Annotated in this window: 19 protein-coding genes; 8 read left to right on the forward strand and 11 right to left on the reverse strand. The window is 73.1% G+C overall.

Going from position 1 to position 22,335, the window contains the following annotated elements; all coding sequences use genetic code 11:
- Positions 1 to 64 precede the first annotated feature (64 nt).
- The 3 genes from ACU4ZT_RS12675 to ACU4ZT_RS12685 are packed head-to-tail and all read right to left on the reverse strand — an operon-like array spanning position 65 to position 2,774.
- Positions 65 to 1,171 (reverse strand): hypothetical protein, encoded by a 1,107-nt coding sequence (locus ACU4ZT_RS12675; protein ID WP_270979738.1) that lies wholly within the window; start codon positions 1,169 to 1,171, stop codon positions 65 to 67.
- Positions 1,168 to 1,986, reverse strand: coding sequence for an IclR family transcriptional regulator (locus tag ACU4ZT_RS12680; RefSeq protein ID WP_414749118.1), 819 nt, complete (start codon positions 1,984 to 1,986; stop codon positions 1,168 to 1,170). Before ACU4ZT_RS12680 ends, ACU4ZT_RS12675 begins: the two co-directional genes overlap by 4 nt.
- Complete coding sequence (locus ACU4ZT_RS12685; RefSeq protein WP_270979742.1) at positions 1,980 to 2,774, reverse strand: NAD-dependent epimerase/dehydratase family protein; 795 nt, start codon at positions 2,772 to 2,774, stop codon at positions 1,980 to 1,982. The genes ACU4ZT_RS12680 and ACU4ZT_RS12685 overlap by 7 nt, the downstream gene beginning before the upstream one ends.
- 111 nt (positions 2,775 to 2,885) lie before the next feature.
- Here ACU4ZT_RS12685 and ACU4ZT_RS12690 point away from each other — a divergent pair, with 111 nt between their 5' ends.
- The 5 genes from ACU4ZT_RS12690 to ACU4ZT_RS12710 are packed head-to-tail and all read left to right on the forward strand — an operon-like array spanning position 2,886 to position 8,286.
- On the forward strand, positions 2,886 to 4,232 hold the full coding sequence (locus ACU4ZT_RS12690; RefSeq protein ID WP_414749119.1) for an ABC transporter substrate-binding protein: 1,347 nt from the start codon (positions 2,886 to 2,888) through the stop codon (positions 4,230 to 4,232).
- Positions 4,229 to 5,191, forward strand: coding sequence for a carbohydrate ABC transporter permease (locus ACU4ZT_RS12695; RefSeq protein ID WP_414749120.1), 963 nt, complete (start codon positions 4,229 to 4,231; stop codon positions 5,189 to 5,191). Before ACU4ZT_RS12690 ends, ACU4ZT_RS12695 begins: the two co-directional genes overlap by 4 nt.
- On the forward strand, positions 5,188 to 6,093 hold the full coding sequence (locus ACU4ZT_RS12700) for a carbohydrate ABC transporter permease (RefSeq protein ID WP_414749121.1): 906 nt from the start codon (positions 5,188 to 5,190) through the stop codon (positions 6,091 to 6,093). Before ACU4ZT_RS12695 ends, ACU4ZT_RS12700 begins: the two co-directional genes overlap by 4 nt.
- Positions 6,094 to 6,097: 4 nt before the next feature.
- Entirely contained in the window at positions 6,098 to 7,330 is a 1,233-nt protein-coding gene (locus ACU4ZT_RS12705) for an enolase C-terminal domain-like protein (RefSeq protein WP_063071493.1), read from the forward strand.
- Positions 7,330 to 8,286 (forward strand): 5-dehydro-4-deoxyglucarate dehydratase, encoded by a 957-nt coding sequence (locus ACU4ZT_RS12710; protein WP_445337310.1) that lies wholly within the window; start codon positions 7,330 to 7,332, stop codon positions 8,284 to 8,286. Before ACU4ZT_RS12705 ends, ACU4ZT_RS12710 begins: the two co-directional genes overlap by 1 nt.
- 223 nt (positions 8,287 to 8,509) lie before the next feature.
- Here the strand turns inward: ACU4ZT_RS12710 and ACU4ZT_RS12715 are convergent, their stop codons facing one another.
- The 6 genes from ACU4ZT_RS12715 to ACU4ZT_RS12740 form a co-directional block, all read right to left on the reverse strand.
- Positions 8,510 to 8,944 (reverse strand): hypothetical protein, encoded by a 435-nt coding sequence (locus ACU4ZT_RS12715; RefSeq protein ID WP_063071445.1) that lies wholly within the window; start codon positions 8,942 to 8,944, stop codon positions 8,510 to 8,512.
- Positions 8,945 to 9,138: 194 nt separating this feature from the next.
- Positions 9,139 to 9,273 carry a hypothetical protein gene (locus ACU4ZT_RS12720; protein ID WP_270979754.1) on the reverse strand — a complete coding sequence of 45 codons (135 nt, stop codon included), beginning with the start codon at positions 9,271 to 9,273 and terminating at the stop codon, positions 9,139 to 9,141.
- Between the two features lie 118 nt (positions 9,274 to 9,391).
- Complete coding sequence (locus ACU4ZT_RS12725) at positions 9,392 to 9,826, reverse strand: hypothetical protein (RefSeq protein WP_063071444.1); 435 nt, start codon at positions 9,824 to 9,826, stop codon at positions 9,392 to 9,394.
- Positions 9,827 to 9,967: 141 nt separating this feature from the next.
- Positions 9,968 to 10,399 (reverse strand): hypothetical protein, encoded by a 432-nt coding sequence (locus tag ACU4ZT_RS12730; protein WP_063071443.1) that lies wholly within the window; start codon positions 10,397 to 10,399, stop codon positions 9,968 to 9,970.
- Between the two features lie 144 nt (positions 10,400 to 10,543).
- On the reverse strand, positions 10,544 to 12,445 hold the full coding sequence (locus ACU4ZT_RS12735; RefSeq protein ID WP_063071456.1) for a thioredoxin domain-containing protein: 1,902 nt from the start codon (positions 12,443 to 12,445) through the stop codon (positions 10,544 to 10,546).
- Between the two features lie 39 nt (positions 12,446 to 12,484).
- On the reverse strand, positions 12,485 to 13,654 hold the full coding sequence (locus tag ACU4ZT_RS12740; RefSeq protein ID WP_063071442.1) for a magnesium and cobalt transport protein CorA: 1,170 nt from the start codon (positions 13,652 to 13,654) through the stop codon (positions 12,485 to 12,487).
- A gap of 329 nt (positions 13,655 to 13,983) precedes the next feature.
- Between ACU4ZT_RS12740 and ACU4ZT_RS12745 the strand changes: the two genes are divergently transcribed.
- Positions 13,984 to 14,469: a hypothetical protein gene (locus ACU4ZT_RS12745; RefSeq protein WP_270979756.1), complete on the forward strand. Its 486-nt coding sequence runs from the start codon at positions 13,984 to 13,986 to the stop codon at positions 14,467 to 14,469.
- Between the two features lie 24 nt (positions 14,470 to 14,493).
- Here ACU4ZT_RS12745 and ACU4ZT_RS12750 read toward each other — a convergent pair whose 3' ends face one another.
- Entirely contained in the window at positions 14,494 to 15,336 is an 843-nt protein-coding gene (locus ACU4ZT_RS12750) for an aldo/keto reductase (protein WP_445337311.1), read from the reverse strand.
- A complete protein-coding gene (locus ACU4ZT_RS12755) occupies positions 15,333 to 16,925 on the reverse strand; it encodes a long-chain-fatty-acid--CoA ligase (RefSeq protein WP_445337312.1) in 1,593 nt (530 codons plus the stop codon). The genes ACU4ZT_RS12750 and ACU4ZT_RS12755 overlap by 4 nt, the downstream gene beginning before the upstream one ends.
- A 138-nt stretch (positions 16,926 to 17,063) precedes the next feature.
- Here ACU4ZT_RS12755 and hrpA point away from each other — a divergent pair, with 138 nt between their 5' ends.
- Positions 17,064 to 20,882, forward strand: coding sequence for an ATP-dependent RNA helicase HrpA (gene hrpA / locus ACU4ZT_RS12760; RefSeq protein WP_445337313.1), 3,819 nt, complete (start codon positions 17,064 to 17,066; stop codon positions 20,880 to 20,882).
- Between the two features lie 190 nt (positions 20,883 to 21,072).
- On the forward strand, positions 21,073 to 22,239 hold the full coding sequence (locus ACU4ZT_RS12765; protein WP_414764162.1) for a PP2C family protein-serine/threonine phosphatase: 1,167 nt from the start codon (positions 21,073 to 21,075) through the stop codon (positions 22,237 to 22,239).
- Positions 22,240 to 22,335: the final 96 nt, after the last annotated feature.

Raw genomic sequence — 22,335 nt, forward strand, 5'->3', positions numbered from 1 at the left:
GAACGTTCCCCATGACCGGACATGGGCGAGCGTCACGGGCGGATGCGCGGGGTCGGCGACGCCCTCAGGCCCCTGCGCCCGCCGCGCTGAGGGCGTCGCCGATCGCCGCCAGCCGCGCCCGACCCACGAGGCCCAGGTGATAGACGTACGTGTCGTCGAGCCGCGCGACGGCGCCGGGCCAGCCGTCGCGGATGCTCGCGGGCGTGGCCGGCGGCAGCGCCCAGAGGTAGCCGCCGATGCGCGTGCCGGGCAGCCGTCCGCGGAGCGCGCGCATCGCATCCGGGTCGTGCGCCACGGCGTCGAGCACGACCACGCCGTCCACGAGGTCGACGTCGTCGAGGAGCGCGGCGAACGGGCCGGTGGCCCACGGATCCTCCTGCGCGTGCACCACGACGCGGCGCACCCCGGCGTCGCGGGCCGCGGCGACGCAGCCGATGAGCAGCTCACGCCGCGCTCGGGCGCGCACGCGCAGGACGGCATCGAGCCCGGCGAGGCCGCCGCCGCCGTCCACCCGCGCGCGGACCTCGGCCCGGAGCGCGTCCGGATCCTCGCCCTCCCCCGCGAGCAGCGCCACGCAGACCGCGCAGAAGCAGATGGACATGAGCGCCTCCGCCTCCGCCGACCAGTCGGCGCCCGCGGTCTTCTCGTGGTGCCCGAGGTGGCCGACGCCCATGGGGCCGCACGCCTCGAGCATCACGCCGTCGAGGTCGGCCGCCCGGACCGTCTCGGCGACCAGCGCCGTCGCGTACTCGCGCACCTCGGGCCGCGCCGGGCAGAGCGCGTACGGGTACGCCTCGCCGAACGCGTTGACGACGCGGGACTCGGGGTTCCGCGTGCCGACCGAGGTGGAGTGCGTGAGCACGATCCACGCCTCGACGCCCAGGCCCGCCGCGCGCGCCACGGCGGCGGCGCGCGCGAAGGCGTCCGGGCCGACCCACGGCGTGCGGTCCTCCGGGCGGAGCGCGCCGAACGCCTCCTCCCGCGCCGGCAGGTACAGCGCGGCCGAGGTCGCATCCACGATGCGGTGGCGAGGATGCAGCGGCGTCGCGGCCCGCACCGAGTGGTAGGCGGTGGCGATGGCGACGCCGTCTCCCCCGGCGGCCCGCACGCGCGCGCCCGCGTCGGGATCGTCGATCAGGTCCCACGGGTACGCGCAGAAGGAGACGCTCACCGGACGCCCGCCGAGCGGAGCTCCTGCGCGAGGCGGCCCGCATGGGAGCCGATGATGCGCGCGACCCGCGCGACCTCCGCGGGCGTCGCGCGTTCGATCGGCATCGAGCAGCTGATGGCGTCGGTCGCGGGGATCCGGTACCCCACGCTGACCGCGACGCAGCTGACGCCGAGCAGGTTCTCCTCGCGCTCGTGGGCGTGGCCGCGCTCGTGCGCCGCGTCGAGCTGGGCGTCGAGCGCGCGGCGGTCGGTGACCGTGTTCTCGGTCAGCGCCGCGAGCGGGCCGTCGCCCAGCGCCTCCGCCCGCTCCTCCGGGCTGAGCTCGGCGAGCAGCGCCTTGCCGAGCGAGGTCGCGTGCGCGGGCAGCTGCCGGCCGACGCGGGAGGTGGCGCGGCGCGACTCGGTGGTCTCGCGCGTGGCGAGGTACAGCACGCGGGCGCCCTCCCGCCGGGCGTAGTGGGCGGTGTACCCGGTCTCGTCGCGGATCCGCTCGAGCACCGGCAGCGCGTGCGGCAGCGCCCGGTCGCGGTCGAGGTAGGCGGTGCCGACGACGAGCGCGCGGGATCCGATGGAGACGTGCGTGCCGTCCTGCAGCATCTCGATCCACCCGCTCGCGGCCATCGTGTGCAGCAGCTGGTGCAGGCTCGAGCGCGGGTAGCCCGACGCGCGGTGCAGGTCGACGACCGACAGCGGCTCGCGCGCCTCGGCCAGCCGCTCCAGCAGCGCGAGCGTGCGCTTCGCCGACTTCACGGGTCGCGCGGCGCGGTCCTCGGCGGGCTCGGTCGCGGGCTCGGTCGCCGGGTCCTTCGTCACCATGCGTCTCCCAGCGCGTGCTGCGGGGCGGCCCATTCGCCGCCGATGAGCCCGTTCGCGTCGGCGTCGTCCCCGTCGACCACGCCGTCCGCGAAGGCCTCCGCGTCGTCCTCAGGGTAGTAGCCGATCCGCTCGCCAGCGTCGGGGAGGAACCACGCGCGGGTGTTGCGCGAGACGCCCCAGACGACGTGGGCGCCGGGCTCCTCCAGCCGGGCGGCGGCCTCGATCAGGCGCGCGAGGTCCGGGAAGGAGAGCCAGGTGGAGAGCGAGCGGCGGCCCGTGGGGCGCTCGAGGAGGGTGCCGATGCGCGCGCTCACGACGCTCATCCCGTGGCGGTCGGCGTAGACGGATCCGAGCGCCTCCATCGCCGCCTTCGTCACGCCGTAGAAGCTGTCCGGCCGCGGGGGCAGCTGGTCGACCGGCTCTGCGGGGATGGGATGGAAGCCGACGGCGTGCGTCGAGCTCGCGAGCAGCACGCGCCGGACGCCCTCGTCGCGCGCGGCCTCGAGCACGCAGCGGGTGCCGTCGATGTTGGCGGCGACCACGTCGTCCCACGCGCGCTCGCGGCTGATGCCGCCGAGGTGCACCACGAGGTCCGCGCCGCGCACGGCCTCGCGCACGGCGTCGACGTCGCGCACCGAGGCGACGACGGCGCGCTCCCCCGCGACGGGATCGGGATCCACCAGGTCGAGGAGCACGAGCTCGTGCCCCGCCGCCCGCAGCAGGGGCCGGACGCCCCGCCCGGCCATGCCGGCCGCTCCCGTCATCGCGATGCGCCTCGCGTCCGCCATCCCGTGCCTCCTCGCCGGTGGTCCCGGCGATTGACATCACCAGGTGGTCCACCTACGGTAGCAGCGCATTCACACTGACGTAATGCATTCGCCCATGTAAATGGAGATCCGATGATGAAGATCCGATTCGCGCGGCGGACGATCGCCCTCGTCTCCGTCGCCGCGCTCGCGGGCGGCCTCAGCGCCTGCTCCCCGGGCGGTGGCGGGCAGACCTCCGCCGACGACCGCTCCCTCGAGGTCTGGACGCGGAGCACGCCCGAGGACGCCGCCTCGTACCAGCTCGTGTTCGACGCCTTCACCGCGAAGACGGGCATCCGGATCGACTACAAGCCGGTCCCCGAGTTCGACACCCAGCTCCAGGCCCGCGCGCAGCAGAAGAGCCTGCCGGACGTCATGGTCAACGACGCCGGGAACCTCGGCACCTACGTCTCGCAGGGCTTCGTCCTCCCCGTCGACCGCGCCACGCTCGCCGGCGCCGACCAGATCTCCGACGCCACCTGGGACAGCACGCGCGGCACCGACGGCGACCTCTACGGCGTCCCGTGGTCGCGCCAGGCGAACGTCACCGTGATCCGCAAGGACTGGCGGGAGAAGCTCGGCCTGCCCGTGCCGAAGACGTGGGACGACCTCGCCGCGCTCGCGACGGCGTTCGCCGAGGACGACCCCGACGGCGACGGCAAGGCCGACACCTACGGCATGGTCGTGCCCGGCAGCGCCGAGAGCGGCTACATCGCGCGCTGGTCGGCGTCCTACATCTGGCAGGCCGGCGGCGACATCCTGAAGGACGAGGGCGGCGGCACGTACTCCGCCGACTTCGACAACCCGGGCACGGAGACCGCGGTGGAGTGGATCCGCGACCGGTTCTGCACGCCCGGCGCGGTCGTCCCCGGATCCGTCAACCTCACCACCGCGAACACCCCCTTCTTCGCGCAGGGCACCGCCGGCATCTACCAGACGGGTCCCTACAACATCAGCTCGTTCGACGAGGCGGTGGGCAAGGACAACGTGGAGGTGATCCCGACCCCCGCGGCCCCCGGCGGCGGCACCGACTCGCTCGCGGAGGGCGAGGACATCTACTTCGGCGCCTCCTCGAAGAAGCAGGACCTGCAGCAGCAGCTCGCCGAGTTCATGATCACGCCGGAGGCGCAGGAGCTCGCCATGAAGGTGGAGACGAACGCGCAGGGCGTCACGGCGCAGCCGGTCGTGCGGATCCCCGTCAACACGACCGTCGACATCGGCCGGGTGAAGCAGGACCCGCGCTGGGACACCGCCAAGGAGGTCTACGAGGACCACGGGCGCAGCTTCCCCTGGGCGATCGACTTCACGCCGTACCGGCAGATCGTCGCCGACGGTCTGAACGGGGTCATCTCGGACTGCTCGAGCGACATCCCGGGCGCGATGGAGGACATCCAGTCGCAGCTCTCCGACGAGCTCGACGAGCAGGGGGTGCAGCGGTGAGCATCGGCGCCCCCGCCCCCGTCCTCGTGGATCCGGACCGCCGCGCCCTGGCCGCGCCCCGCCCGGTCGAGGCGCCAGGCCGCCTCCCGTTCCGTGGGCGCGCGCTCATCCCGTGGGCGTTCCTCGTACCCGGCCTCGTGCTCGGCGCCCTGTTCAAGTTCCTGCCGATGCTCGACGGCATCCGGATGAGCTTCGTCAAGGTCCAGCCCTTCCTCGGCGACCGGTTCGTGGGGCTCGACAACTACGCGCGCGTGCTCCGCGACCCGCGCTTCACCGAGGCGCTCGGGCACACCGTGCTGCTCGGCGTCGGGCAGACCGTGGGCGCGCTCATCGTCGGATCCGCCCTCGCGCTCCTCCTCGAGGGCACCTCCCGCCGGCTCTGGTTCGTGCGGACAGCCGTGTTCCTGCCCGTCGTCACGGCGCTGGCCGTGGTGGGCGAGATCTGGCGGATCCTCTACTTCCCCACCGAGACCGGGTTCCTCAACTCGCTGCTCGGGGCAGTGGGGATCCCGCCGCAGCAGTTCATCAGCGACCCGTCGACGGCCCTCGGCGACGTGATGCTCGTGGGCATCTGGACGGGCGCGCCCTACAACATGGTGATCATCCTCGCGGGCCTCACCGGCATCGACCGCACGCTCTACGAGGCCGCTGCGGTGGATGGCGTCACGATGCGGCAGCGGTTCCGGTACATCGTGCTCCCCGCGCTCCGCCCGGCCGTGAGCGTGGTGCTCACGCTCGCGGCCATCCGCAGCCTCCGCACCTTCACCGAGGTGTACGTGCTCACGGGCGGGGGACCTGCCGGATCCACCGAGGTCTGGATGACCCGCGTGTTCTCGCTCGGCTTCAAGGCCAACGACCTCGGCGTCGCGTCGGCGGCGTCGGTGCTGCTGCTGGTCGCGACCCTCGCCCTCACCGTGGGCGTGCGCGCCCTCTCGTCCCGCAAGGAGAAGGTCCAGTGAGCATCCTCGAGCGCCCGAAGGGCCCGGTGCGTCGCAGCGGCGACGGCCAGTTCGACAGCGCCATCGGCTGGAAGCCCGGGCTCCGGCCCTCCAACGCCGTGCGGCTCGTGCTGTGCGTCGTCGCGTTCGCGGTGTTCGCGGCGCCGTTCGTCATCATCGTGTCCGGCGCGTTCGACGCCTTCACCTCGTCGACGAGCGTGCACCTGCTGCCGCAGAAGCTGTCGCTCGAGTCGTTCCGGGTGGCGATCGACAAGGGCGTGCTCGGCTACTTCGCCAACTCGCTCGTGATCGCCGGTGGCGGCCTGGTGCTGCAGGTCGCGGTGGCGATCCTCACCGCCTACGCGCTCGCCCGGCACCGCTTCCGCGGGCAGTCGTTCGTGCTGCTGCTCTTCCTGCTCACGATGATGCTGCCGGAGGAGATCATCGCGATCCCGCTGTCGCAGGCCATCGGCGACGTGGGCGGCACCGGCATCAGCCTGCGCGGGACGCCGTTCGGCGTGATCCTGCCGGTCGCCGTCTGGGGCTTCTCGATCCTCATCATGACGGAGTTCATGAAGGACATCCCGCTGGAGATCGAGGAGGCCGCGCGCCTCGACGGCTGCGGCGAGCTGCGGATGCTGTGGAGCGTCATCCTCCCGCTGTGCACGCCCGTGCTCGGCGTCGTGACGATCTTCGGCTTCATGATGATCTGGGACCAGTACCTCCTCCCGCTCATCGCCGCCGACAGCCCCAGCGACTACACGCTCACCGTGGCGCTCAGCGTGCTGCGGACCGACGCCACCGTCGGGTCCGGCGTGCTCCTCGCGGGCGCGCTGCTCGCGCTCCTGCCCAGCCTCGTCATCTACCTGCTCATGCAGAGGTCGCTCATCCGGGGGATCACCTCGGGCGCGACGAAGGGATAGCACCATGATCATCCGCGACGTCGTCGTGACCCCCATCGCCTTCCGCGATCCGCCCCTGCTCAACGCCGACGGCGTGCACGAGCCGCTCGCCCTCCGCACCATCGTCGAGCTCGTCGTCGACGGCGGCGTCATCGGCCTCGGCGAGGGCCAGGGCGGCGCGGACGTCGCCGCGCGGCTCGCCGCCGCGCGCGACGCCGTCATCGGGCTCTCCGTGTTCGACCTGCACGGCATCGAGCGGGCGGTCGACGCCGCGCTCGGCGGCGACGCCGGACCGCTCAGCCGCCAGCAGCGCCGCGTCGTCTTCTCGATGCTCGAGGTCGCCGCCCACGACGCCCAGGGGCGCATCACCGGCCTGCCCGTGAGCGAGCTGCTCGGCGGGCGCGTGCGCGACGCCGTGCCGTACAGCGCGTACCTCTTCTACAAGTGGGCCGCGCACCCGGGCGAGGAGCCCGACGCCTTCGGCGAGGCGCTGGATCCGGCCGGCATCGTCGCGCAGGCGCACCTCCTCATCGACCGCTACGGCTTCGGCTCCATCAAGCTCAAGGCGGGCGCGTTCCCGCCAGACGAGGAGGTCGCCGCGATCCGCGCACTGGCCGAGGCGTTCCCGACGCACCCGCTGCGCATCGACCCGAACGGCGCGTGGACCCACGAGACGGCCACGCGCGTCGCGGCCGAGCTCGACGGCGTGCTCGAGTACCTCGAGGACCCGGTGCTCGGCATCGACGGCATGGCCGCGGTCGCCGCCGAGGTCGCGCAGCCGCTCGCCACGAACATGTGCGTGGTGACCTTCGAGCAGATCGAGGAGGCGTTCGCGAAGGACGCCGTGCAGATCGTGCTCTCCGACCACCACTACTGGGGCGGCCTCGCGCACACGCGCGAGCTCGCCGCCATCTGCCGCACCTTCGGCGTCGGCCTGTCGATGCACTCCAACTCGCACCTCGGGATCTCGCTCGCGGCCATGACGCACCTCGCCGCCGCGAGCCCCGAGCTCGCCTACGCCTGCGACACGCACTACCCGTGGAACCGCGGCGACGACGTGATCGTGCCGGGCGTGCTCGAGATCGTCGACGGCGCCGTCGCGGTGCCCACGGGCCCCGGCCTCGGCGTCGAGCTCGACCGCGACGCCCTCGCCCGGCAGCACCGCGTGTACCTGGACGCGGGGCGCACCACGCGCGACGACACCGGCTACATGCGCACCATCCACCCCTCCTACGACCCCACGCTCCCGAGGTACTGATGACCGACACCGCCCAGGCCCCCGCCGCCGTCCCCTCCGCCCCCGGCGCGCTCGCGCCGTTCGAGGGCGTGCTCTTCTTCCCCGTGACGCCGTTCGACGCGGCCGACCGCGTCGACGAGGACGTGCTCGCCGCGCACGTCGCCGACGGGCTCGCGCACGGCGCGGGCGCCGCGTTCGTCGCGTGCGGCACGGGCGAGTTCCACGCGCTCGGGATCGACGAGCACGCCCAGGTCGTGCGCGCCGGGGTCGCCGCCGCGGGCGGGCGCCACGTCGTCATCGCGGGGGTCGGCGGGCCGCTCGGCCATGCCCGGCGCTGCGCCGAGATCGCCGCGGAGGCGGGGGCTGACGGGATCCTCGTGCTCCCGCCGTACCTCGTGGCCGGCCCGCCGTCCGGCGTCGCCGCGTACGTCGAGGAGATCGCGCGCGCCACGCCCCTGCCGCTCATCGCCTACCACCGCGGCACGGCGCAGCTCACCGACCAGACCGTGGAGCGGCTGCTCGCGCTGCCAAGCCTCGCGGGGATCAAGGACGGCGTGGGGGACGTGGCCCTCTTCCAGCGGTTCGTGCTCGCCGCGCGCCGCGCCGGCCGCCACGACCTGCAGTTCTTCAACGGGCTGCTGACGGCCGAGGCCAGCCAGGCCGCGTACCGCGCGATCGGCGTGCCGCTCTACTCGTCGGCCGTCTTCGCGATGGCCCCGCGCATCGCGCTCGCGTTCTACACGGCGTACCGCGACGACGACGTCGAGCGGCAGCGCCTCCTGCTCGACGAGTTCTACACACCGCTCGTGCGGCTCCGGGACCAGACGCCCGGGTTCGCGGTCTCCCTCATCAAGGCGGGGCTGCGGCTGCGCGGCGTGGCCGTGGGACCCGTGCGGGCACCCCTCGTGGATCCGTCGCCCCGGCAGCTCGCCGAGCTCGAGCGGATCCTCGCGCACGGGGAGGACGTGCTCGGCTGAGCGCCGTCGTCGCTCGCGCCGGCCGGGGCGCGCTCCGCCGGCGGACGACGGCCCCGTCCACCTGGACGGGGCCGTTCGCGGAGCATCGGCGCGCAGGTCAGGGGCGCCGGCAGGAGGCGGAGATGCTCCTGTTCGAGGGGGCGCGCACGGGCGCCCGCGACTCCCGTCCGGACGCGGACCGGCCCCGCCCGCGAGCGGACGGGGCCGGTCGGATCAGCCCGGGTCAGCGGTTGTAGAAGTGGAACGACGGCGGGTTCGGGTGGACCCGGTCGTTCGGCGAGGTGTAGGTGTAGATGATGTTCTGATCGAGCTGATAGCAGGGATCCGCACCGGTGCCGCTGCGGCTCCCGAAGTCCTCGCAAGTGATCATGTGGAAGTTCTCGTAGGGGTAGGAGCCGCCGTACACCTGCCCGTAGCGCTGCGCCATGAAGTTCATCTTGGAGTCGCACGTCGAGCTTCCGTACTTGTAGACCTTGGTGATCATCCCGGTGCCGATCTCCTCGCCGTAACGTGCGGAGTTGAAGACGCCGCAGACGCGGAAGTTCGATTCGGCCTGGGCTGCAGGCGCGGGGCCGCCGAGGGTGAGCGCGGCGGAGACGACGGCCAGCGCAGCCAGGCCTCCAGCGAGCAGTCGTGAGCGGGCGGGGGAGCGCTTCATCGTGGTGTCCGTCCTGTGGGGATGCGCCGCGGAGCCGCGGCATCAGGAGAGTAGGGAGCGGCGGCGGGAGGCCGGGCGGACGTTCCCCACAGCCGGAGACGCGGAACACGCCGAACACCGGCGCTTGCCAGTCGGATGTCTGACGAGTCACCTTCCGCACCCCGGCCGGACGCCGAACCGACGTCAGCCGGACATCAGCGCACGGTCGCTGCGAGCTGGTCGGCGAGCGCCTGGGCGTCCGTGACCGGCAGGCGGCAGACGAAGCCGGAGCAGAGGTAGGCGGTGGGCCCGGGTGCCGCCGTGCGGTCGGCCGTGGTCCGGCACTTCAACGGGCTGCTGACGGCCGAGGCCAGCCAGGCCGCGTACCGCGCGATCGGCGTGCCGCTCTACTCGTCGGCCGTGCCCGCTCGGACGGGGCCGACCGGTCGGACGGGGTCGGCGCCGGTCTCAGGGGCGCCAGTAGGAGAACGCCGGATTGTCGGCGGGGTAACGCGCGTCCCCCGACGACGTGAACTTGTAGATGGCGTTCTGCACGAGCTGGTAGCACGGGTCGCCGTCGACCCCGATGCGCTCGGCCAGGCTCTCGCAGCGGATCATGACCGCCGTGTGCTGGACGGAGGATCCGCTGTACGCCTCGGGGTAGTGGTCCTTCATGTACTGCAGCTTCTGGGCGCACGTGGAGTCGCCGTTCTTGTAGACCTTGACGACGAGGCCCGTGCCGATGCCGTTGGCGAAGCTCGACGAGTTCCAGGCGACGCAGACCCGGAAGTTGGCCTGCGCGTGGGCCGCGGGCGCGGGCCCCGCGACGAACGTGGCGAGGCAGAGGCCGGCGGCGGCGAGGGCGCCGAGGCAGAGGCGGAAGAGCCGGGACGGGATGGGCATGCGGGGCTGCTCCTCGAGACGGGGGACGCGCACGGGATCCCGTGGCGGGGGAAGGGTAGCGAGTCCCCGCGGCGCGGGTCGGCGCTCCTCCCGGGCCCCGGACGCGGACCGCGCGGGTCCGCGTCCGGGCGCGCGACAGAGTCAGGACCTCCAGTACGAGAATCCGGGGTTCGTGACCGGGTGGACGTAGTCGTACCTCGAGCTGTACTCGTAGATGGCGTTCTGCGTGAGCTGGTAGCACGGGTCGCCGAGGTACCCGATGCGCCCCGCGAAGTCCTCGCACGTCATGAGGCGCGTCGCGTGCTGGACGGAGGATCCCTGGTAGGCCTCGCCGTAGTGGTCGTACATGTACTCGAGCTTCTGGTCGCACGTGAACGAGCCGTTCTTGTAGACCTTGACGACGAGGCCCGTGCCGAGCCCGCCGGACACCGCCGAGTTCCACGCGGCGCAGATGCGCACGTTCGACTGCGCTTCGGCGGCGGGAGCGGGACCTGCGGCGAGGACGGAGAGGACGAGACCGGCGGTGGCGGACGCGCCGAACGCGAGGCGCGCGAGCTGACGGGTGGGGCGCATGGGGATGCTCCTTCGGGCGGGGGATCGCGCACGGGATGCCGTGGCGGACGGAGGCTAGCGATTCCGCTCCCCCGCGCTCGCGGTTCCTCCCCGGGTACTCGCGGGCGCGACGCGGGACCGAGCCTCCGCGCGATGCCCCCGCCCTCAGGGGAGCGCGACCAGCTGCTCGCGGAGCGCGTCCGCCGTCGTCACGGGGAGGCGGCACGAGAACGCGCGGCACACGTAGGCCGTCCCGGTGGATCCCGCGTCGCGGTCGGCGAGCAGCTCGAAGCCCGCGTCGGCCCAGGCGCGCGCGGCCGACTCCGCGACCACGATCGCCACGTCGGGCGGGCGGACGCGGCCCCGCGCGACCAGGGCGAGCGGGTCGGTGGCGCCGGGATCCGCGTCCGGCACGACCACCACGAGCTGCCGCGCCGCCGCGTCGATCGCCGCCGCCTGCTCGAGCGCGCCGCCGAAGGCGATCGGCCGGGTGGCACCGGCAGCCGCCACCGTCGCGAGCGCGGCGCGCGCGGCCCGGTCGTAGCGCGGATCCGCCGTCAGCTGCCCGAGCACGCGCGCGGCCGAGGACGCCGCCGTGAGGCCCGACGGGTACGCGCCCTCGGACGGGTCGGCGGCGAGGTCGAGGCCGAAGCCGGCGAGCACCGGATCCACGCCCGTCGGCACCCGGAAGCCCGCGGCGCCCGGTCGCGGATCGGCCTCGGCGGCCGCGATCAGCGCGTCCACGAGCGCCCGCGCCCGCACCGCGTACGCGACCTCACCCGTGGCGAGCGCGAGCGCGAGCAGCCCGTCGGCGAGCATCCCGTGGTCCTCCAGCGTCGCGACCGCGGGCGAGACGCGTCCTTCGATGGAGGCGCGGACGAGCGACCCGTCCATGCGCACGTGCTCCGCGAGCAGCATGTCGGCGGCGGCGCACGCGGCGTCGATCCACGCGGGCCGGTCGAACGCGCGCCCCGCCCGGGCGAGCGCGCCGATCGCGAGCCCGTTCCATCCCGTGAGCACCTTCCCGTCGACCGCGGGCGGCTCCTCGGCCGCGCGGCCCGCGGCGTCCAGCGCGTAGTACCCGCCCTCGACGCGGCGCCCGCCGACGGTGCTCTCCGAGTCCTGCGCGGACGCGAACCCGCCCGACGCCCGCCGCAGCGTCCCCGTGAGGAAGGCGACGATGCCCGCGGCGACGTCCTCGTCGCCCGCCCGCGCGTACGCGTCGAGGAGCAGCGCGTTGTCGTAGAGCATCCGCTCGTAGTGCGGCTCGGACCAGTCGCGGCGCGTGGAGTAGCGGAAGAAGCCGCCCTCGACCGGGTCGCGCAGGTCGGATCCGGCCATCGCGTCGAGGGTGCGGCGCACGAGCGCGCGGGTCGCCTCCGCGCGCGGTGCGGCGAGCACGCCGGACTCGGCGAGCGTGTCGAGCAGCAGCACGACGGGCGCCACGGGGAACTTGGGCGCGGATCCGAACCCGCCGTGCTCCCCGTCTTCGAAGCCGGCGAGCTCGGCGGCGACCCGGTCGAGGGCGGCGTCGTCGGGCAGCGGCGAGGCGACGGATCCGCGCGCCGAGGCCTCCCGGATGGCCGAGCTCAGCTGCCCCGCGCCCTGCTCGACCTGGTCGCGCCGCGTGGTCCACGCGTCGGCGACGGCGTCGAGCACCTGCCGGAACGACGGGTGCCCGGCGCGCGGCTCGGGCGGCGAGTACGTGCCCGCGTGGAAGGTGCGGCCCTCGGGCGTCGTGAACACGTTGAGCGGCCAGCCGAGCTGGTCCGTGAAGGCGCCGGCCGCGGTGATCAGGGCCGCGTCGACCTCGGGGTGCTCCTCGCGGTCGACCTTGATCGCGACGAACCCGTCGTTCAGCCGCGACGCGAGCGCCGGATCCTGGAAGGTCTCGCGCGCCATGACGTGGCACCAGTGGCAGGTGGAGTAGCCGACCGAGACGAGCACCGGCACGTCGCGGCGGCGGGCCTCCGCGAACGCCTCCTCGCCCCACGGCCGCCAGTCGACCGGGTTGTCCGCGTGGCTCTGGAGGTAGGGGCTGACGGCGTCGGCGAGGCGGTTGGGCATGCCGCCCACGCTACGCGCGGGTCAGGGAGGGGCCGAGCGTCAGATCCAGTCGCGCTTGCGGAAGATGCCGTAGAGCACGCCGCTCACGCCGAGCATGAGCACGATCGAGAAGGGGTAGCCCCAGTCCCAGTGCAGCTCCGGCATGATGTCGAAGTTCATGCCGTAGACGCTCGAGACGAGCGTGGGCGCGAAGAGGATGGCCGCCCAGCCGGAGATCTTGCGGGTCTCCACGCTCTGCCGGTTGCTCGACTCGCTGAGCTCCCGCATCTCCTCGTTCTGGCGCTGGCCGACGAGCGTCGAGTTCACCGTGAGGATGTCGCGCAGCAGCACCCGGAACTCCTCCACGCGCTCGTTCACGACGATGACGTGGTCGGCCACGTCGCGGAGCGCCTGCTGGAGGTCCTCGCTGACCTCGTACTTGCCGGATCCCGCCTGCAGCTGCTGCAGCATGCCGCCGAGCGGGCGCACCGCGCGCTGGAAGTCGATGACCTCGCGGCTGAGCTCGTAGATGCGGCGGGACACGGCCGGATCCCCGTCGAACACCTGGTCCTCGATCTCGTCGATGTCGTTGGCGAGGCCCGTGACGACGGGCGCGTAGCCGTCGACGACCGCGTCGAGGATCGCGTAGAGCACCGACTGGGGCCCGTGGGTGAGGAGCTCGGGCCGCTCCTGCATGCGCGTGCGGATGGCCGAGAGGTCGGGCGACTCGGCGTGCCGGACGGTGATGACGAAGTTGCGGCCGAGGAACACGTGCAGCTCGCCGAACTCCACCTCCTCGCGGTCGTCCACGTAGCGGGCCGCGCGGAGCACGGTGAAGAGGGTGGAGCTGTAGCGCTCGGTCTTGGGGCGCTGGTGGGCCTGCACCGCGTCCTCGACCGCCAGCTCGTGCAGGTCGAACTCCTCGGCGAGCGCCTGGAGCTCCTCCACGGTGGGGCGGTAGAGGCCGATCCAGGCCATGGCGTCGGGCCGCGCGTCGAGCTCGCGGAACGTGTCGGCGAGCGTGGCGGGCGAGGCCACGCGGCAGCCGTCCACGTACACGCCGTTGTCGACGAGGCTGGGGCGGCGCACGCCCGCCTGCTCCGTCTGATCCTCCCGTTCCGACCGCGCCCGCGCCGCACCGCCCGCATGCCCGCCGCCGAGGGGCGCGACGCCCCGGGAGACCACGGACTTGAGGCGCGTGCGGATGCGGTGCTGGGACATGACGGACACCGTACCCGGCGCGCACGGCCATCCCCCGCGGCTCCCCTGAGGCGGCGCCGACCCGCGACGGCGCGGCCCGATCCGCCGGCGACCGCCCGGTGGACGGCGGGTGGACGGCGGGTGGACACTCACAGGCCGCCGACGCGCCGCCGCGGAGCCCGCTACCTTTCAGCCAGCGCCCGATCCCCGTCCGCGTCCACGCCGACCGGGACGCGGTCGCTTCCTCCACCTCTCTCTCCCCCCTCCGCTCCGCAGGACAGCGCGGGCCGCCCCTCACGTGCGACGTCCCTCGCGCACGCGCGGTTCAGCACATCCGCATCCCGACCAGGAAGACCCCCATGACCCGCACGCGCCTCCGCAGCCGCCTCTCCCGCATCCTGTCCGCATCCCTCGTCACGGCGGCGCTCGCGACGGCCGTCGTCGTGTCCGCGCCCGGGGACGCCGCCGAGGCCCAGTCGGGCTACCGGGTGTGCGGCGCCTTCAACTCCTCCACATCGGAGTCCATGCAGCACGGCATCCGGTACCACCAGCCGGTCGCGCCGACCATCGGCACGGGTCTGGTCGCCAAGATCTGGATCCGGGGCGGCGAGACCTGCGAGAGCAAGGTCGGCTTCATGCAGACGTACTACGGTCTCGCCTACCCCGGTTCGTCCGCGGAGTTCACGTTCCACATGGTCACCTGCGAGGCCTTCGGGACGGGCATCACCGGCACGTCGTGGGACCCGTGCAACGGCCTCGAGACGAACAAGATCTACAAGTACACGTCCAAGTTCGACTTCTGGCACCCCGTGCGGTACCCGACGATCAACTGGTGGCACAACTGACCTGACGGGATCCCCGCCACCCGGTCAGACCACCTGATCCGGGTGGCTGCCGACGCGTCCTGCGGCCTCGAGCGCGGTGATCCCGGCCATCTCGTCGTCGGTCAGCGCGAAGTCGAACACGTCGGCGTTCTCGATGAGGCGCGCGCGCCGCGTGGTCTTCGGGAAGACGATCGTGCCGCGCTGCACGTGCCAGCGGAGCACGACCTGCGCGTCGGTGCGGTCGTGCGCACGGGCGGCGTCGCGCACGACCTCGGCGTCCGCGACCGCGCCGCGGGCGAGCGGGCTCCACGCCTGCACCGCGATCCCGTGCTCAACGAGGTACGCGGTGGTCGCGCGCTGCTGGTGCCGCGGGTGCAGCTCGATCTGGTCGACCGCGGGCGCCGGCAGCCCGGCGGCATCCAGCGCCTCGAGGTGCGGCACGAGGAAGTTGGAGACGCCGATCGAGCGGGTCAGCCCCTCCTCGCGCGCCTCGGCGAGCGCCTCCCACGTCTCCACGTAGAGGCCGCGCTCGGCGGCCGGCCAGTGGATGAGGTGCAGGTCGACCGCGGGCACGTCGAGCCGGTCGAGGCTCCGGCGGATCGCGTCGCGCGCCCGGTCGCGGCCGTGGTCGTCGTTCCAGACCTTCGTGGTGACGAACAGCTCGTCGCGCGGGATGCCGGATGCGCGGATCGCCCGCCCGACCCCCTCCTCGTTGCCGTACATGGCGGCCGTGTCGATGTGCCGGTAGCCGACCTCGAGCGCCTCCGCCACGATCCGCTCGGCCTCGTCGTCGGACACCTTGTAGGTGCCCACGCCGAACTGCGGGATCGGGATCCCGTCGCCCATCGGCACCGACGGGATGGGCGTGCGGAGGACGGCCGCGCTCACGCGCCGAACCGCTCGACGAGCTCCCGCTTGAGCACCTTGCCGCTCGGCCCGAGCGGCAGCGCCTCCACCACCTCGACCCGCCGCGGGTACTTGTAGGAGGCGATGCGCTCCCGCATGTACGCGACGACCTCCTCCGGATCCACCGTCGCGTCCGCCTTCGCCACGATCGCGGCGACGACCTCCTGGCCGTGCAGGTCGTGGGCGACGCCGAACACGGCGCACTGCGCGACGGCCTCGTGCCGGGCGAGCACCTCCTCGACCTCGCGCGGGTACACGTTGTAGCCGTTGCGCAGGATCATGTCCTTCGTCCGGTCGACCACGCGGATGTAGCCGTCCTCGTCGATCGTGCCGAGGTCGCCCGAGCGGAACCAGCCGTCGACGACCGCGCGGGCCGTGTCCTCGGGGCGGTGCAGGTAGCCGTTCATGAGGTTGTGGCCGCGGATCACGATCTCGCCGAGCACGCCGCGCTCGACGAGCTCCACCCGGTCCTCGTGCTCGGGGTCGGCGATCTCGATCTGCACGCCCCAGATGGGCGTGCCGACCGTGCCGGGCCGGGCCGCGACCCCCACGTGGTTGAACGACGCGACGGGCGAGGTCTCCGTGAGGCCGTAGCCCTCGTGGATCTCGGCGTCGAACGCCTCCCGGAACGCGTCGATGACGGCCACCGGGATCGCGGCCCCGCCCGAGATGGCGTAGCGCAGGTGCGGCCGGGCCGGGTTCCGCCCGGCGGCCGCGAGCAGCGCGTAGTACATGGTCGGCACGCCCATGAACACCTGCGTGTCGTGCTCGACCATGAGCGCGAGAGCCGCGTCGCCGTCGAAGCGCGGCACCATCACGATGGTCGCGCCCGCGCGGAACGACGCGTTCATGGTGCAGGTCTGGCCGAAGGTGTGGAACAGCGGGAGGCAGCCGAGGATCCGGTCGCCCGCGCGCAGGTCGAAGGTGTCGAGCAGCAGCACGTCGACCTGCATCACGAGCGCGAGGTGGCAGCCCTCGGCGCCCTTCGGCTGGCCGGTGGTGCCGGACGTGTAGAGGATCGTCGCGGTGTCGGACGGCCGACGCGGCACGTAGGTGCGGATCGGCGCCGCGGCCTGCGCGAGCTCCTCCAGCCGGTCGGGTCCACCGTCGGTCGCGGCCGGCACGAGCACGCTGATCACGGGCACCTCGGCGAGCACCGCGCCCTTCGCGCCCTGCTCGAGCAGCGGGCCGGCGCAGACCAGCAGCGCGGATCCGGAGTCGCGCAGCACGTACGCGATCTCCTCGCTCTTGAGGAGCGCGTGCACGGGCACGACGACCCCGCCGAGCGCGAGCACCGCGTAGTACACGCGCGGGAAGTCGGCGACGTTCGGGATGAGCATCGCGACGCGCGTGCCCTCGCCCACGCCGCGGTCGCGGAGGGCGCCCGCGTACGCGCGGGTCTCGTCCCACAGCTGGCGGTAGGTGGTGGAGACGTCGCCGACGACCACGGCCACCCGGTCGGCGTGGCGGTCGGCCGACTCGGCGAGGATCGCGGCGACCGAGACCGAGGCGAACCCGGTCCCCGCCTGCTCGCGTTCGTGCTCGGGGAGGAGGGGCGTGTCGGAGGTCATGGGCGGATCCCGTCGGTCGTCGTCGACTCGGGAGGCGGCGCCGCCCGCGCGCCGGTGAGACCGGCGCCTTCTCCCGAACATATCCACCGCGACCCCCGCCGGGGAGGGTCGACGGCCCGCGGATAGACTGACCCCAGCATGGAATTCAGCATCGCGTACCCGCCGGAGCTCCCCGTCAGCCGGATGCGCGACGAGATCGCCGACGCCATCCGCGACAACCAGGTGGTCATCGTGGCGGGCGCCACGGGCTCCGGCAAGACCACGCAGCTGCCGAAGATCTGCCTCGAGCTCGGCCGCGAGAGCATCGGCCACACGCAGCCCCGCAGGCTCGCCGCGCGCACCATCTCGGAGCGCATCGCGGAGGAGCTCGGCGGCGAGGTCGGCCAGCTCGTCGGCTACCAGGTGCGCTTCACCGACAAGGTCTCGGCCGACACCCGCATCAAGCTGATGACGGACGGCATCCTCCTCAACGAGCTGCAGCGCGACCGGCTGCTCCGGAAGTACGACACGATCATCATCGACGAGGCCCACGAGCGCAGCCTCAACATCGACTTCCTGCTCGGCTACCTCAAGCAGCTGCTCCCGCGCCGGCCCGACCTCAAGCTCATCATCACGTCGGCCACCATCGACCCGCAGAGCTTCTCGAAGCACTTCGGCGACGCGCCCATCGTGGAGGTCTCCGGGCGCACGTACCCGGTGGAGATCCGCTACCGGCCGCTCGTCGCGGAGGCGGCCGTCGCGGGTGAGGACGACGACCTCGCCGACGCGCCCATGGAGCGCCCGGCCGACGATCGCGACTTCCTCGAGGGCATCAACGCGGCGCTCGACGAGCTGGCGGCCGAGTCGTCGGGCGACGTGCTCGTGTTCCTCAGCGGCGAGAACGAGATCCGCGACGCCGAGGACGCGATCCGCAGCCGGAACCTCCCGCACACCGAGGTGCTCCCGCTCTACGGCCGGCTCTCCTCCGCCGACCAGCACCGCGTCTTCCAGCCGTCGACGCAGGCGGGCGTGCGCCGCCGCATCGTGCTCGCCACCAACGTCGCCGAGACGAGCCTCACGGTGCCCGGCATCAAGTACGTGATCGACGCCGGCACCGCGCGCATCTCCCGCTACTCCGTCCGGTCCAAGGTGCAGCGCCTCCCCATCGAGGCGATCTCGCAGGCGTCCGCCAACCAGCGCTCGGGACGCTCCGGCCGCACGAGCGACGGCATAGCGATCCGCCTCTACTCGGAGGAGGACTTCCTCCGCCGACCCGAGTTCACCGAGCCCGAGATCCTCCGTACGAACCTCGCGGCCGTGATCCTGCAGATGGTGTCGCTCGGCCTCGGCGACATCGCGGCCTTCCCGTTCCTGCAGCCGCCGGACTCGCGCGGCATCAAGGACGGCGTCGACCTCCTCACCGAGCTCGGCGCGGTCGTCCGCTCCCCCGACGGCACGCCGGCGCTCACGAAGGTGGGCCGCGATCTGTCGCGCCTCCCGATCGACCCGAGGTTCGCGCGCATGGTCGTCGAGTCGCGCAAGCACGGCGTGAGCCGCGAGGTCATGATCATCGTGGCCGGCCTCACCATCCAGGACGTGCGCGAGCGCCCGCTCGAGAAGCGCCCGCAGGCCGACCAGCAGCACGCGCGGTTCGTGGATCCGGCGAGCGACTTCATCACCCTCCTCAACCTCTGGAACCACCTGGAGGAGAAGGAGGCCGAGCTCTCCTCGAGCGCGTTCCGCCGCATGTGCAAGGCCGAGTTCCTCAACTACGTGCGCGTGCGCGAGTGGAAGGACGTCTTCCGGCAGCTGCGCCAGCTCGCCCGCCCGCTCGACCTCACGATGAACGAGCCGAAGGCCGACCCGGACGGCATCCACAAGTCGCTCCTGGCCGGGCTCCTCTCCCACATCGGGTTGAAGGACGCGCAGAAGAAGGACTACGTCGGTGCCCGGCAGTCGCGGTTCGTCGTGTTCCCCGGATCCGCGCTCGCGAAGAAGCAGCCCGACGCGATCATGAGCGCCGAGCTCGTGGAGACCAGCCGCCTGTTCGCGCGCACCAACGCGGCCATCGACCCGGCGTGGGCCGAGCCCATCGCGGGTGCTCTCGTGAAGCGCACCCACAGCGAGCCGCACTGGGAGAAGAAGCAGGGCGCGACCGTGGCGTGGGAGCGCGTGACGCTGTACGGCGTCCCCATCGTGCTCAAGCGCCGCGTGCAGTTCTCCCGGATCGACCCGGCGTACGCGCGCGAGCTCTTCATCCGGCACGCGCTCGTCGAGGGCGACTGGGAGTCGCAGCAGGCGTTCGACCGCGCCAACCGGAAGCTCCGCGAGGAGCTCGCCGAGGTCGAGGAGCGCACGCGCCGCCGCGACATCCTCAACGACGACGAGGCCGTCTTCGAGTTCTACGACAAGCGGATCCCGCGCGACGTCGCCTCCACGCGCGCCTTCGAGGGCTGGTGGAAGAAGCAGCGCCAGGAGACGCCCGAGCTCCTCACCATGACCGCCGAGGAGCTCCTCGCCGAGGACGCGGTCGACGTCGACGAGGCCGCGTTCCCGCCCACCTGGCAGCAGGGCGACCAGCGCCTCTCCCTCACCTACCGCTTCGAGCCGGGCGCGCCCGACGACGGCGTCACGGTGCAGGTGCCGCTCGCGCTCCTCGCGCGCCTCAGCCCCGCCGGCTTCGACTGGCAGGTGCCCGGCATGCGGCACGACCTCGTCACCGCGATGATCAAGGCCCTCCCGAAGGCGCTGCGGAAGAACGTCGTGCCGGCCGCCGACTGGGCCGCGCGCCTCATCGAGGGGCTGCCCGACCCGGATCCGCAGCACCCCGTGGCCTTCACCACCACCATCGCGGGCCTCATCATGCGGAAGGCGCACGTGCGCGTCGCCGACGACGACTTCGACCTCGACCGGATCCCCGCGCACCTCCGCATGGCGTTCCGGGTCGTCGACGAGCGCGGCCGCGAGGTCGCCGCCGGTCGCGACCTCACCGAGCTGCAGGCGCGCCTGTCCAGCCGCGCGCGCGACAGCGTCGCCCGGGCCACCGCCCGGCCGGTCGAGCGCGTCGCCGGCGCATCCGGACCCGCGACGCGCGGCATGGAGCGCACGGGCCTCACCACGTGGGACCTCGACGAGCTGCCCCGCTTCGTCGACACCGCGCAGGGCGGCACGGGCGACAGCCGCCACGTCATCCGCGCCTACCCCGCGCTCGTCGACGAGGGATCCACCGTCGCGATCCGCCTCATGGCCACCGCCGAGGACCAGGCGCGCGCGATGCCCGGCGGCGTGCGGCGCCTCCTGGTTCTCGCCATCGCGAACCCGTCGGCCTACGTGAAGCAGCACCTCACGAGCCAGGAGAAGCTGATGCTCGCGACGAGCCCGTACCCGAACGTGCAGGCGCTCTTCGACGACTGCCTGCTCGCCTGCATCGACCAGGTGCTCGAGCGCGTGGCCCCGGGCGGCGCGATCTACTCCAAGGAGCTGTTCGAGACGGCGCGCGACCGCGTCTCCGGCGTCGTCATGGACTCGATGTTCGACACGGTCGCGCTCGTCAACCGGATCCTCACGGGGTACCGCGACGCCGAGCGCGCCATCAAGCAGGCCACGAGCATGCAGCTCATCGGCGCGCTCACCGACGCGCGCGAGCAGCTCGCCGGCCTCGTGCACCCGGGCTTCGTCTCGGCCACCGGGCTCGCGCGGCTCCAGCGCCTGCCCGCCTACCTCTCCGGCCTCACCCACCGCGTCCAGCGCCTGCCCGACCAGCCGGCCCGCGACCGCGCGTGGATGACCGAGGTGCAGAAGGCGACCGACCTCTACCGCGAGGCCGGCGGCGTCATCCCGTCGGCGCCGCACGCGCCCGAGTCGCTCGTGCACGCCCGCTGGATGCTCGAGGAGCTGCGCCTCAGCCTCTTCGCCCAGCACCTGCCGACGGCCGAGCCGGTGTCGCTGCAGCGGATCCGCAAGGTGCTCGCGGGCTGAGGCGCGCACCGGGAACGGCTGCGGGAAGCGGCCGGGACGCGCCGGATCCTAGGTCCCGAGCGCCTCCCCGTCCACGCCCGGACGGATGCCCGCACGCGCGTAGGCTCGATGCATCGCGCACGACCGGTCCGGTGTCCTGCGCGATGCGCGGATCGGGGGATCCGCCGGAGGAGCGCAGGGGGAGCACGGGATGGACACGGAGCTCCGGGAGCGCCAGCGGCTCGAGTCGCTCGAGGCGCTGCACGTGTACGGCACGGCCCCGGAGACGCGGTTCGACCGGATCACGGTGATGATCGCCGAGTTCTACCGCGTGCCCATCGCCGCGGTCGGCATCATCGGCGCCGACGCCATCTGGATGAAGTCGCGCATCGGCCTGCCCAGCCCGCGCTGGGCGCGCGACGGCACGTTCACCGAGGCGGCCCTCGACGCGGACGGCATGCTGGTCGTCGAGGACGCGTGGGAGGATCGAGAGCTCGCCTCCTCCCCCAGCACCACGGGCACGCTCAGCGTCCGCTTCTACGCCGCCCAGCAGCTGCGCGCACCCGACGGGAACGTCATCGGCGTCTTCTTCGTCGCCGACACCGTGCCGCGCTCCTTCGACGAGGCCGACCGTGCCCGCCTCTCCCTCATCGGCGACTTCTTCTCCGAGGAGCTCGCCCGCGAGACCGACACCCAGCGCGCCGCGGAGGTCGCCCGCGCGCTCAGCCCGCAGGCCGCGCCGCACCTGGACGGCTACGAGGTCGCGGGCACGAGCGTCCCCGCGCAGGTCGTCGGCGGCGACGTGCACGACTGGTTCCTCGAGGGCGGCGACCTGCGCCTCACCCTCGCCGACGTGATGGGCAAGGGCGTCGGCGCCGCCATCCTCGCCGCGGGCGTCCGCGCCACCGTCCGCCTCGCGTCCCGCTCCCACGGCGTGCGCGAGACGATGGTGCGCACGGCCGCCGCGCTCGTCGACGACCTCTCGACCGCCGGATCCTTCTCCACCCTGTTCCACGCGCGCCTCCAGCTCGCCACGGGCATCCTCACCTACGTGGACGCCGGGCACGGGCTCGCGCTCGTCGTCCGCGCCGACGGCGTGACGCAGCGCCTCCGCGGCCGCCACCTGCCGCTGGGGCTCGAGGCGGAGGACGCCTGGCAGGAGCAGTCCGTGCGGCTGGATCCGGGCGACGGCCTCGTGGTGTTCAGCGACGGGCTGCTCGACTTCTTCCCCGACGAGGACGCCGCGTACGGCTACCTCGCCGACCTCCTGACCCAGCACGGATCCGCGCGGCGCTTCATCGACGCCCTCGTGGCCCTCACGCCGGCTGGCCAGGCGGACGACTGCACGATCATCGCCGTGCGGCGCGCGGCGGCCTGAGCCGCACCTCCCGCCCGGATCCCGCGCGGCTCGTCGACCGGACGCGCGGTCGGGGTGTGGAATCCACTGAGAATGATTCTCGATAAGCGGCTAGCC

It is taken from the genome of Clavibacter davisi, from assembly GCF_052751415.1.